Origin of the sequence: Streptomyces sp. RK62, from assembly GCF_018070255.1 — a bacterium.
Lineage (GTDB): Bacteria > Actinomycetota > Actinomycetes > Streptomycetales > Streptomycetaceae > Streptomyces > Streptomyces nigra.
This window is the reverse complement of sequence record NZ_JAGPYD010000016.1, coordinates 215,204-227,405: the sequence shown is the minus strand read 5'-3', so window position 1 is coordinate 227,405 and position 12,202 is coordinate 215,204. Positions and strand designations below refer to the sequence as shown.

Here is a 12,202-nt window from a genome sequence, read left to right as displayed (position 1 = left end):
AGCGGAACATCGGGAGGAATAATCCCGACGTTCACAGCGTCCTCGCTGTGTTTTTTCAAAGGAACCTCGCCCCAGCAGATGCTGGAGACGGGGTATCAACATATCTGGCGTTGACTTTTGGCACGCTGTTGAGTTCTCAAGGAACGGACGCTTCCTTTGTACTCACCCTCTCGGGCTTTCCTCCGGGCGCTTCCCTTCGGTCTTGCGTTTCCGACTCTATCAGATCTTTTCGACCCGATTTCCTCGGTGCTTTCCAGGTTCCCGCTTCCGCGTTTCCCTTTCCGGCGGTTCCGACTTTACCAGATCCTTTTCGGCCTGATCCCCAGTCAGCGGGGTTCGTCTTCCCGGCCCTTGGGCCGTTCCGACGAGTGAGACTTTAGCGGATTCCTTGCTCCCGATCGAATCGGGGGCCGGCGTCCTTTCGAACGCGGATTCCTCATTCCGTAAATACGCGCGCCAACGACACGACGGCAGCCGAACGACTGTCGTCGAGAGGTGGTTGGTACTTGCGGAGTGGCTGTCCGGGGACCGACCGGGGTCGGCGCTCACGTCGGACAACTCGGAGAACAGTACGGATGGGCATGGGGCGTGTCAACTTCGCTGCGGTCGGCGCCCTGGCGGCGTACTCTGAGCCGCATGACGACGCGCACGTGCACCCAGTTCTGGTGGGCCGCCTGACGGCGGCCGATGTCACGTGCGCACACACGGCCGCCGCCCCGGCGGCCGTTCTTGTTTCTCCCTCCTGAGGGTCGGCCGGCCGGGACGGCGGCCTCGACCAGGAGGTGGAGAGATGACGCGGGTCTTCAGCGGGATCAAGCCGACCGGGCACCTGACGCTGGGGAACTATCTGGGCGCCATGCGGCGGTGGGCCGCGGTCGACCAGCACCAGTCGGACGCCCTGTTCTGCATCGTGGATCTGCACGCGCTGACCGTGGACCACGATCCGGCGCGGGTGCGCAGACTCAGCAGGCAGGCGGCGACGCTGTTGCTCGCGTCGGGGCTGGATCCCCAGTTGTGCACCGTCTTCGTGCAGAGCCATGTCGACGAGCACACCCGGCTGTCGTACCTGCTGGAGTGCGTGGCCACGGACGGCGAGATGCGGCGCATGATCCAGTACAAGGAGAAGGCCGCGCGGGAACGGGTGCGCGGGGGGAGCGTACGGCTGTCCCTCCTCACGTATCCCGTGCTGATGGCGGCGGACATCCTGGCGTACGGGACCGATCAGGTGCCGGTCGGGGACGACCAGACGCAGCATGTGGAGCTGGCGCGGGACATCGCGGTGCGGTTCAACCAGCGGTACGGGCACACGTTCGTCGTGCCGCGGGCGACGCCGCCGCAGGTCGCGGCCCGCGTGATGAACCTGCAGGACCCGACCTCGAAGATGGGCAAGAGCGATGACTCGGGGCCGGGAATCGTCTATCTGCTCGACGAGCCGGACGTGGTGCGCAGGAAGATCATGCGGGCTGTCACCGACAGCGCCCGCGACGTCGTGTACGACCCGGAGACGCGGCCGGGCCCGGCGAACCTGCTGGAGATCCTCGCGGCCTGCACGGGTGGGAACCCATCCGAGCTGAGCGGTGTATATGAAACGTACGGGGCTTTGAAGCGGGACACCGCGGACGCCGTGGTCGAGGTTCTCAGGCCCGTGCAGGAGAGGCACAGAGAGCTGTGCGCTGATCCTGGCTTTGTGGAGGGGGTGCTGCGGGATGGTGCGGAGCGCGCGCGGGCGATGGCCCGGCCGACCGTGGATGCCGCGTATCGAGCGATCGGACTGCTGCCGACGGTCGAGGCGGAGGATGCCGGTGTCGGTGCCGCTGTCCCCGATATCGGAGTGACCGCCTGAGCAGCCTTTGGGCCTGAGCCGCCTGGGTCGTCGGGCCGCCCCGTTGGGGGGCGGCCCGGGGGCGTCAGCTGTTGCCGGAGGCGAGTTCGCGGCTGCGGTCGCGGGCGGCCTCGAGGGCGGCGATGAGGGCCGCGCGGACGCCGTGCTTCTCCAGTTCGCGGATGGCGTTGATGGTGGTGCCCGCGGGGGACGTCACGTTCTCCCGGAGCTTGACCGGGTGCTCGCCGCTGTCGCGGAGCATCGTCGCGGCGCCGATCGCGGACTGGACGATCAGGTCGTGGGCCTTGTCGCGGGGCAGCCCGAGCAGGATGCCGGCGTCCGTCATGGCTTCGACCAGGTAGAAGAAGTAGGCCGGGCCGGAGCCGGAGAGGGCGGTGCAGGCGTCCTGCTGGGACTCGGGGACGCGGAGCGTCTTGCCGACCGCGCCGAAGATCTCCTCGGCGTGGGCGAGGTGGGCCTCGCTGGCGTGGCTGCCGGCCGAGATGACGGACATGGCCTCGTCCACGAGGGCCGGGGTGTTCGTCATGACGCGGACCACCGGGGTGCCGGTGGCCAGACGGGACTCGAAGAAGGAGGTGGGGATGCCCGCCGCGCCGCTGATGACCAGGCGGTCGGCGGGGACGAAGGGGGCCAGTTCGTCGAGGAGGGTGCCCATGTCCTGCGGCTTGACGGTGAGGATCAGGGTGTCGGCCGACTTGGCGGCTTCCGCGTTGCTGACCGGGGTGACTCCGTAGCGGGTGCGGAGTTCCTCGGCGCGTTCCGGGCGGCGGGCCGTGACCAGGAGATCGGCCGGTGTCCAGCCACCGCGGATCATTCCGCTGAGCAGGGCTTCGCCGATCTTGCCGGTGCCGAGGACTGCGACTTTCTGGGTCATGGCTGGGGTGCCCTCCGGGGGTTGCGTCGTCCGCGTTCATCCTCGCACCGGAGGGCCGGGTGCGCGGTGGACTGTCCGGTGGGCGGACGCGGGGCGGCGCGGTCGGTCAGGCGGTGCGGTCGGTCAGACGGTGCGGCGGCGCAGGGTCGCGGCGCCCAGGCAGAGGACGAGGAGGGCGCAGCCCGCGACGATCAGGGCGTCGCGGACGAAGGCGGCCGTCATGTCGGAGTGCTGGAGGACTTCGTTCATGCCGTCGACGGCGTAGGACATGGGGAGGACGTCGGAGAGGGCTTCCAGGGCGGGGTGCATGGCGTCGCGGGGAGTGAAGAGTCCGCAGAGGAGGAGCTGGGGGAAGATCACGGCCGGCATGAACTGGACGGCCTGGAACTCGGAGGCGGCGAAGGCCGAGACGAAGAGGCCGAGGGCGGTGCCGAGGAGCGCGTCGAGCAGGGCGACCAGCAGGAGCAGCCAGGGGCTGCCGGTGACGTCGAGATCGAGGAACCACAGGGCGAGTCCGGTGGCGAGCGCGGACTGGACGATCGCGAGGGCGCCGAAGGCGAGGGCGTAGCCGGCGATCAGATCGCCCTTGCCCAGGGGCAGGGCGAGGAGGCGTTCGAGGGTGCCCGAGGTCCGTTCGCGCAGGGTGGCGATGGAGGTGACCAGGAACATCGTGATCAGCGGAAAGATCCCGAGGAGGGAGGCGCCGATGGTGTCGAAGGTGCGCGGGCTGCCGTCGAAGACGTAGCGCAGCAGGAAGAGCATCACGCAGGGCACGAGGAGCATCAGTGCGATGGTCCGCGGGTCGTGGCGGAGCTGGCGCAGGACGCGGGCCGCGGTGGCGAGGGTGCGGGCGGGGCTGAGGGCGCCGGTGGGGGCCGGGCGGAGCGGGGTGGGCGTGCTCGCGGTGGTGCTCATCGGGTGGTCTCCTTCGCGCGGGCGGTGGCGGCCGCCTCGTCGACCAGGTGCAGGAAGGCCGCTTCGACGGTCTCGGAGTCCGTACGGGCGCGGAGGGCTTCGGGGGTGCCGTCGGCGAGGACGCGGCCCTCGCGCATGAGGAGGAGGCGGTGGCAGCGCTCGGCCTCGTCCATGACGTGGGAGGAGATGAGGAGGGTGGCGCCGCGGGAGGCGGCGATGTCGTGGAAGAGGGCCCAGAGGTCGCGGCGCAGGACGGGGTCGAGGCCGACGGTGGGTTCGTCCAGGACGAGGAGTTCGGGGGCGCCGAGGAGGGCTACCGCCAGGGAGACGCGGCTGCGCTGGCCGCCGGAGAGGGCACCGGCCAGGGCGTCGGCGTGGCTGGTGAGGTCGACGTCGGCGACGGCGCGGGTGACGGCGTCGGCGCGCCGGTCGGCGGCGGAGCGGCCGGGGTCGAGGATCGCCGCGAAGTAGTCCAGGTTCTGGCGGACGGTCAGGTCGTCGTAGACGGAGGGGGCTTGGGTGACATAGCCGATGCGGGTGCGCAGGGAGGGGTGTCCGGCGGGGTGGCCGAGGACGTCGAGGGTGCCGGTGACCTTGGCCTGGGTGCCGACGATGGACCGCATCAGGGTCGTCTTGCCGCAGCCGGAGGGGCCGAGCAGGCCGGTGATCTGTCCGCGCGGGACGGTGAAGGCCAGGTCGCGCAGGACCTGGCGGGTGCCGCGGACGACGGTGAGGGAGTCGGCGCGGACGGCCGGCTCGTCCCCGGGGCTGTCGGGAGGGTCGGTGCGGGCGGCGTCATAATTCATCATGCGATGAATAATGCTCGCGCCGGACCTTGAGCGTCAAGCGCCGTGCGGGGCGCGGTTCCCGGTCCCGGGGGTGGTGGCGACGACCAGGTCCACGTCGTACGTCTCCTCGACGGTGCCGTCCGGGAAGGCGTCGAGGAGATGGCGCCGCTCCTCGGCGAAGAAGGCGGCGCTCGACTCGGCGCCGTGGACGAGGAAGAGCGAGTGGCTGGCGAGGTTGGCCAGGTGGGTGTCGACGGGGACACGGCGGCTCCAGCGGACCGTGCGGGAGGTGAAGGTGAGGCGGCCGGTGGGGTCGGCCTCGGCGGCTCGGGCGCCCCTGCCCTGCTGCTCGACGGCGGGGGCGACGGGCGCGGGGCCACCGGAGTGGAGGCCGAAGCGGCTCTCGATCCGCATCGCCTGCTCGACGTGCCAGGGGATGTCGAGGGGGGTGATGTTCCACCACAGGGCGAGCGCGCCGCCGGGGCGCAGCACGCGCAGGGCCTCCGGCACCGAGCGGGCGGGGTCGGTCCAGTGCCAGGCCTGGGCGTAGGTGAGGAGGTCGGCGGAGGAGGTGGCCAGGGGCAGGGCGTCACCGGTGCCCCGTACGAGCGGGATGCCGGGGTGGCCGCGGCGGAACTGGGCCGCCATGCCCTCGCCGGGCTCCACCGCCAGCACGTCGGCGCCGCGGTCGTGGAGCAGGGCGGTGGCGATCCCGGTCCCGGCACCGACGTCGACGACCCGCGCACCGGCCAGGGGCCGCCCCGCGAGTTCCTCGACCGCGTCGAAGAGGGCGGGTGGATAGGAGGGGCGGTTCGCCGCGTACTGGGCGGCGGCGGTGTTGAAGGAGTGGGCGCGGGCCGCGTCGGAGGGGGCTGTCATGGAGCCATGGTGCCGCCCGTCACCCGGTCGGCCACAGCGCCAGGGGCGTGCTCAGCGGTTGCGCTTGGTCTTGCGCTTGGACGGGTTGCCGGTGCGGCGGGTGGTGCGGGACTCGTGGCGCTTGCGGGCCGTCTCGTACTCCTGGCGGTGCAGTTTCTCGCCGGGGGCCTCGAAAAGGGAGCGGAAGAAATAGGCGAGGAGGGAGCCGACGAAGCCGATGGTGAGCAGGCCGCGCAGGCTGGCCTGCCGGTCCGGGTCGGGGCGCTTGGTGAAGCCGTCCCAGGTGTGGCGGAACGCCAGCGCGCTGCAGACCGCGAACATCACGACGACCAGCACCGTCACGAAACTGCCGGTGCCGGCGATCGCGATGCCCTGGTAGGCGAAGCGCAGCACCAGGCAGGCGGCAGCGGCGGCGGCCAGGGAGCCGACGGCCACGCCGATCCGGCGGAGCGTGTAGCCCTGGTCGTGCTCGACCCAGGTCGTGCCGAAGAAGCGCAGGGGCTCGGGGCGGGGGCCCGAGGTGTCCGCGGGGGTGGCCGGGGTGCCGTTCGTCTCGCTCACGCGTCGATTATCGCCCCGGCGCCCTCGTCAGTCCCCGCTCAGGCCGTCAGGCCCCGGCCCTGGGCTCGGGCACCCTCGCCCGAGCCCATGGCCCACGGCCCATGACCCAGGCCCACGGCCCGTACGCCAAGGCCCAGACCTCGCTACGAGCAGCGCGGGCGGATGTAGCCGTCGCTGCCGGTCTTGACGTACGCGTCGGAGACGTACTCGCCGTTGGCGATGTTGTCCCAGATGGCCGAAGTGCCGTAGGGGCCGGTGACGCTGGTGCCGGGCCGCTGGCAGTAGATCGCGACCCGCGTGCCCTCGGGCAGGACCTTGATGATCGGGTAGCTGGTGCCGGGACCGCTGCGGACGTTGAGGCGCACGCCCGGCGCGACCGGGTAGTAGGGCACTCCGGCGGACGCCGCGAGTGTGCTGACGGCGTCGTCCTCGCCGCGGTCCGCCACTTCCGTACGGTCGACAGACATAGGTACTCCCCCCGTTGAGCCCACGACCATCGTGGGGCCCCGTTGATTCCCCCAGATCACGCCATGAAACAGGCGTGCTCAGATCGAACGCGAAGACTAGCAAGCCGCCTCGGTATCGCACGTGTCATCGACTAGGCTCCGTGCGTCGCGCGCGTGGACGAACAGCACGGGGGTGGTCCCATGGCGTCACGGCACAACATCGGGGCGGACGCCGAAGCGGAACTTCCCGAGTACGCCGGGCACTACCGCCTGGAGTCGGTCCTCGGTTCCGGGGGCATGGGCGTCGTCCATCTGGCCAGGAGCACCTCGGGCATGCAGGTCGCCGTGAAGGTCGTCCATGCCGAGTTCGCGAAGGACCCCGAGTTCAGGGGCCGTTTCCGGCAGGAGGTCGGGGCGGCGCGCAAGGTCAGCGGCGCGTTCACGGCACCGGTGGTGGACGCCGATCCGGAGGCCGGACGGCCGTGGATGGCCACGCTGTTCATCCCCGGCCCGACGCTCTCCGACCATGTGAAGCGGAACGGCCCGATGGACCCCGCGCAGTTGCGGCGGCTGATGGCCGGGCTGGCCGAGGCGCTGCGGGACATCCACCGCGTCGGCGTGGTGCACCGCGATCTGAAACCGAGCAACGTGCTGCTCGCCGACGACGGCCCGAAGGTCATCGACTTCGGCATTTCTCGGCCAAAGGACAGCGAACTGCGGACCGAGACCGGCAAGTTGATCGGGACGCCGCCGTTCATGGCGCCGGAGCAGTTCCGGCGGCCCCGGGAGGTCGGCCCCGCCGCGGACGTCTTCGCGCTCGGCTCGGTGATGGTGCACGCGGCCACGGGACGCGGGCCGTTCGACTCGGACAGCCCGTACGTCGTCGCCTACCAGGTCGTCCATGACGAACCGGATCTGACCGGGCTGCCGGAGAACCTCGCCCCGCTCGTGCTGCGCTGTCTCGCCAAGGAGCCGGAGGACCGGCCCACCCCGGACGAGCTGATGCGCGAACTGCGGTCGGTGTCGGCGTCGTACGACACACAGGCGTTCATACCGGCCCAGCGTGCGAGCGAGGAGGGCGACCCCGAGCCCGACCCCGGGAGCACCAGCAGGAGGCGAAGAACCGCCGGATCTCGGCAGCCCCGGAAGACGGCGACGCGACGGCGGATGGGCCTGGTGACGGCGGTCGTCGTCGCGCTGGGCGTCGTCGCCGGGGCCGCCGTGCTGTGGCCCGGGGACGAGCCCCGGCAGGAGGCGGGTGCGCGAAAGCCCGCGGCGGCGTCGCCGGTCGAGCCCTGGGCCGTGAAGCCGTCGCCGGAGCACGGCGGACTGCCGCGGTGCGCGCACGACGGCCGGCGGCTGGTGTGTACGCAGCCGGGGCTGGTCAGCGCGCTCGACCCGGCCGACGGACGGGTGCTGTGGCGCCACGACCTCGCCGACGAGGACGACGCACCGGGCGGCACTCCGGTGTTCTCGGGCGGCCTCGCACATGTGGCGACCCACGCGGACCAGCATCTGGAGGCCCTCGACCCGGCGACCGGCGAGTCGCGGTGGGAGCTGGACGTGTCGGCGTACCGGGGATTCCGGTACGCGGGCGACATGCTCGTGCTGATCGGCGCGGACGGTGTGGCGCGGGGCGTGGACAGCGCGTCCGGCGAGACCCGCTGGAAGCGGCGGATCCCGGGGCTGGGTGAGGCGTACGCCGTCTCGTTCCCGGGGAATCCCTGGCTCTTCGTCGCGAACGTGTCGGACGGCGGCAGCACCCGGGTGCGGTCCATCGACCCGAAGGACGGCAAGGTGCGCTGGGACGCGCCGTTCGACGGCGCCCTGACCCCCGTCGGCGCCACCGACGGCGAGGTCTTCCTCGTCGCGAGCGGCGGCGACTACGGCGAGGCGCTGGCCGTCGTCCGCTACAGCCCGGCGTCGGGCGCCACGCGGCGCGTGCGTCTGTCGGAGTCGCTGAACCGGGCACAGGCCGGCGTGCACGGCGGGACCGTCCACCTGCTGGGGGCGAACGGCTCCCTGGTGGCCGTCGACATGCGCGCGGGACGGCAGCGCTGGTCGCTGCAGACGGGCGTCAGCCAGGGCTCGGCACCGGTCTCCGACGGCCGGCGTGTGTACGTGAGCGCGGTGGACGGGCGGCTGCTCGCCGTGGACGGGACCCGGGGACGGCTGGTCGGCCAGACGGAGCCCCGGCTGAACCCCGACCCCGCCGGCGCCATCGCGGACCTGCCCGCACCCGCCCTGGGCGACGGCCGGGTCCACGCCACCGCACCGGACGGCACGGTCTTCACCGTCGACGGCCGGTCGCCGGGCACATGGTGACCTGAGCCCCGGGGCCGTACAAAGGGACCGTACGGCGAAGGGGCCGCCCCCGAAGGAGACGGCCCCACCGACTACACAATCCCGCCTGGGTCAGCCCAGCTTCGAGACGTCGCGCACCGCGCCCTTGTCCGCGCTGGTCGCCATCGCCGCGTAGGCGCGCAGGGCCGCAGAGACCTTGCGCTCGCGGTTCTTCGGCGCGTACGCGCCGTTCAGCGCCTGCTCGCGGCGGGTGAGCTCCGCGTCGTCGACGAGCAGCTCGATCGTGCGGTTCGGGATGTCGATGCGGATGCGGTCGCCGTCCTCGACGAGGGCGATGGTGCCGCCGGACGCGGCCTCCGGGGAGGCGTGGCCGATGGACAGGCCCGAGGTGCCGCCGGAGAAACGGCCGTCGGTGATCAGCGCGCAGGTCTTGCCCAGGCCGCGGCCCTTGAGGAAGGACGTCGGGTAGAGCATCTCCTGCATACCGGGGCCGCCCTTGGGACCCTCGTAGCGGATGACGACGACATCGCCGTCGGTCACCTGCTTGTTGAGGATCTTCTCGACGGCCTCCTCCTGCGACTCGCAGACGACCGCCGGGCCCTCGAACGTCCAGATGGACTCGTCCACGCCCGCGGTCTTCACGACACAGCCGTCGACGGCGAGATTGCCCTTGAGGACCGCGAGTCCGCCGTCCTTGGAGTAGGCGTGCTCGACGCTGCGGATGCAGCCGCCCTCGGCGTCCTCGTCGAGCGCCGCCCAGCGCTCCGACTGGGAGAACGCCTCGGCCGAGCGGACGCAGCCGGGGGCCGCGTGCCACAGCTCGACGGCCTCCGCCGAGGGGGAGCCGCCGCGCACGTCCCAGGTCTTCAGCCAGTCGGACAGCGAGGGGCTGTGGACGGCGTGGACCTCCTCGTTGAGCAGTCCGCCGCGGTGCAGCTCGCCCAGCAGGGCCGGGATGCCGCCGGCGCGGTGCACGTCCTCCATGTAGTACGTGCGGTCCTTGGCGACGTTCGGGGCGACCTTGGCCAGGCAGGGGACGCGGCGCGACACGGCGTCGATCTCCTCCAGGCCGAACGGCACGCCCGCCTCCTGGGCGGCGGCCAGCAGGTGCAGGATCGTGTTGGTGGAGCCGCCCATGGCGATGTCGAGCGCCATGGCGTTCTCGAACGCGGCGACGGTGGCGACGTTGCGCGGCAGCACCGTCTCGTCGTCCTGCTCGTAGTAGCGGCGGGTGATGTCCATGACGGTGCGGGCGGCGTCCTCGTACAGGCCCTTGCGGGCCGTGTGCGTGGCGAGGATCGAGCCGTTGCCCGGCAGGGAGAGGCCGATGGCCTCGGTGAGGCAGTTCATCGAGTTGGCGGTGAACATGCCGGAACAGGACCCGCAGGTCGGACAGGCGTTCTCCTCGATACGGAGGATGTCCTCGTCCGAGATCTTGTCGTTCACGGCGTCGGAGATCGCGTCGACCAGGTCGAGGGTGCGGACCGTGCCGTCGACCAGGGTGGCGCGGCCGGACTCCATCGGGCCGCCGGAGACGAAGACCGTGGGGATGTTGAGCCGCAGGGCGGCGTTCAGCATGCCCGGGGTGATCTTGTCGCAGTTGGAGATGCAGATCAGGGCGTCGGCGCAGTGCGCCTCGACCATGTACTCCACGCTGTCCGCGATCAGGTCGCGGGACGGCAGGGAGTACAGCATGCCGCCGTGGCCCATGGCGATGCCGTCGTCGACGGCGATCGTGTTGAACTCGCGCGGGATGCCGCCGGCCTCGCGGATGGCCTCGCTGACGATCCGCCCGACGGGCTGGAGGTGCGTGTGACCGGGCACGAACTCGGTGAAGGAGTTCGCCACGGCGATGATCGGCTTCCGGCCGATGTCCGCACCGGGTACACCGGAGGCGCGCATAAGGGCGCGTGCGCCCGCCATGTTGCGGCCGTGGGTGACTGTGCGGGACCTCAGCTCGGGCATCGTCGCTCGCTCCTTCAGACAGATAGGGCTGTTGTCGAGCGTACGCCGGTCATCCAGTGGGCGGGACGAGGCGTCCGTCATACGGGACGAATGTCTCGCGGAGAGAGCGGTACGGGGGTCCGGGGCAGGCCTCAGGGCCCGGTGAGGTGCCCCTGCACCACAGGTGCCACGCGCTCGACGATCCGCTCCATGTCGGCCGAGGCGATCGGCTCGATCTTGATGACGTACCGCATCATCGCGATCCCCACGAGCTGCGCGGCGGCCAGCTCGGCGCGCAGCTCCGCGTCCGGCGCGTCGATCTCCCCGGCGATCCGGCGCAGCAGCTGGCTGGCGACCAGGCGGCGGAACACGGTGGCCGCGGCCTCGTTCGTGACCGCCGACCGGACGATCGCGAGCAGCGGCTTACGGGTCGCCGGGTTCTCCCAGAGCCCGAAGAGAAAGCGGGTCATCCGCTCGCCGACGTCGTCCAGGGGCGCCTCGAGGACGGCGTCGCGCACCTTCAGGGCGGGGACGAGGGCGACCTCGACGGCCGCCTCGAAGACCTGCTCCTTGGTGCCGAAGTAGTGGTGGACGAGCGCGGAGTCGACCCCGGCGGCCTTGGCGATGCCCCGTACCGAGGTCTTCTCGTAGCCCCGTTCGGCGAACTCCTCGCGGGCCGCGTCCAGGATGCGCTCACGGGTGCCGGCGGACTCGGTGCGCGGGGGCCGGCCCCGGCGTCGCCCGCCCGTGCCCGGTGCGGTGTCGGTCACGGCCGGGGCACCTTCACCGCGGACGCCAGATGGAGCCGGGTGAAGGCGAGGGCCTCCGCGAGGTCGGCCTCACGCTCGGCGCCGGACATCGCGCGCCGGGTGTTGACCTCGATGACGACGTGCCCGTCGAAGCCGGTGCGGGCGAGGCGTTCCAGCACCTCGGCGCAGGGCTGGTTGCCGCGGCCGGGGACGAGGTGCTCGTCCTTGGCCGAGCCCCGCCCGTCGGCGAGGTGCACATGACCGAGCCGGTCGCCCATGCGGTCGACCATCTGCAGCGCGTCGCAGCGGGCGGTCGCGGTGTGGCTGAGGTCGATCGTGAAGTGCCGGTAGTCGTCCTGCGTGACGTCCCAGTCGGGGGCGTACGCCAGCATCTCGCGGTCGCGGTAGCGCCAGGGGTACATGTTCTCGACGGCGAAGCGGACGTCCGTCTCGTTCGCCATGCGCCAGATGCCCTCGACGAAGTCCCGGGCGTACTGGCGCTGCCAGCGGAACGGCGGGTGCACGACGACCGTGCCGGCCCCGAGCTTCTCGGCGGCGGCCTGGGCCCGCTGGAGCTTGGTCCAGGGGTCGGTGGACCACACGCGCTGGGTGATCAGCAGGCAGGGGGCGTGGACGGCCAGGATGGGGATGCGGTGGTAGTCGCTGAGCCGGCGCAGCGCCTCCAGGTCCTGGCTGACCGGGTCGGTCCACACCATGACCTCGACACCGTCGTAGCCGAGGCGCGCGGCGATCTCGAAGGCCGTCGCCGTCGACTCCGGATAGACCGAGGCCGTCGACAGGGCGACCTTCGCATCCGGGATGCGCACCACTGGATCTGCCACGAGGGACAGCGTACGGGGACTCCCCCGGCCCGCGGGAACGGATGACCATGTGCCCGG

General features: G+C 71.5%; 11 protein-coding genes. 2 read left to right on the top strand and 9 right to left on the bottom strand.

Annotated elements, in window-relative coordinates:
- Positions 1-790: 790 nt before the first annotated feature.
- The gene (gene trpS, locus KBY32_RS28930) at positions 791-1,843 is read left to right on the top strand and encodes a tryptophan--tRNA ligase (RefSeq protein WP_210982170.1); all 1,053 of its coding nucleotides are present in this window, start codon (positions 791-793) and stop codon (positions 1,841-1,843) included.
- A gap of 64 nt (positions 1,844-1,907) precedes the next feature.
- Here trpS and proC read toward each other — a convergent pair whose 3' ends face one another.
- The 6 genes from proC to KBY32_RS28900 form a co-directional block, all read right to left on the bottom strand.
- The gene (gene proC / locus KBY32_RS28925; RefSeq protein ID WP_210982169.1) at positions 1,908-2,717 is read right to left on the bottom strand and encodes a pyrroline-5-carboxylate reductase; all 810 of its coding nucleotides are present in this window, start codon (positions 2,715-2,717) and stop codon (positions 1,908-1,910) included.
- Between the two features lie 123 nt (positions 2,718-2,840).
- A complete protein-coding gene (locus KBY32_RS28920; RefSeq protein ID WP_055624661.1) occupies positions 2,841-3,632 on the bottom strand; it encodes an ABC transporter permease in 792 nt (263 codons plus the stop codon).
- The gene (locus KBY32_RS28915; protein WP_210982168.1) at positions 3,629-4,441 is read right to left on the bottom strand and encodes an ABC transporter ATP-binding protein; all 813 of its coding nucleotides are present in this window, start codon (positions 4,439-4,441) and stop codon (positions 3,629-3,631) included. The genes KBY32_RS28920 and KBY32_RS28915 overlap by 4 nt, the downstream gene beginning before the upstream one ends.
- Positions 4,442-4,474: 33 nt before the next feature.
- Entirely contained in the window at positions 4,475-5,299 is an 825-nt protein-coding gene (locus KBY32_RS28910; protein WP_210982167.1) for a class I SAM-dependent methyltransferase, read from the bottom strand.
- 51 nt (positions 5,300-5,350) lie between these two features.
- Positions 5,351-5,860, bottom strand: a complete 510-nt coding sequence (locus KBY32_RS28905; RefSeq protein ID WP_210982166.1) for an EamA/RhaT family transporter — start codon at positions 5,858-5,860, stop codon at positions 5,351-5,353.
- A gap of 143 nt (positions 5,861-6,003) precedes the next feature.
- Positions 6,004-6,327: an SH3 domain-containing protein gene (locus KBY32_RS28900; RefSeq protein WP_210982165.1), complete on the bottom strand. Its 324-nt coding sequence runs from the start codon at positions 6,325-6,327 to the stop codon at positions 6,004-6,006.
- Between the two features lie 180 nt (positions 6,328-6,507).
- On the opposite strand from KBY32_RS28900, the gene KBY32_RS28895 reads away from it, so the two are divergent.
- A complete protein-coding gene (locus KBY32_RS28895) occupies positions 6,508-8,631 on the top strand; it encodes a PQQ-binding-like beta-propeller repeat protein (RefSeq protein WP_210982164.1) in 2,124 nt (707 codons plus the stop codon).
- A gap of 90 nt (positions 8,632-8,721) precedes the next feature.
- On the opposite strand, the gene ilvD is transcribed toward KBY32_RS28895, so the two are convergent.
- The 3 genes from ilvD to KBY32_RS28880 form a co-directional block, all read right to left on the bottom strand.
- Entirely contained in the window at positions 8,722-10,575 is a 1,854-nt protein-coding gene (gene ilvD, locus KBY32_RS28890) for a dihydroxy-acid dehydratase (protein WP_055624667.1), read from the bottom strand.
- A gap of 131 nt (positions 10,576-10,706) precedes the next feature.
- On the bottom strand, positions 10,707-11,324 hold the full coding sequence (locus tag KBY32_RS28885; RefSeq protein ID WP_055624668.1) for a TetR/AcrR family transcriptional regulator: 618 nt from the start codon (positions 11,322-11,324) through the stop codon (positions 10,707-10,709).
- Positions 11,321-12,145, bottom strand: coding sequence for a sugar phosphate isomerase/epimerase (locus KBY32_RS28880; protein WP_079033862.1), 825 nt, complete (start codon positions 12,143-12,145; stop codon positions 11,321-11,323). The genes KBY32_RS28885 and KBY32_RS28880 overlap by 4 nt, the downstream gene beginning before the upstream one ends.
- Between the last annotated feature and the right edge of the window lie 57 nt (positions 12,146-12,202).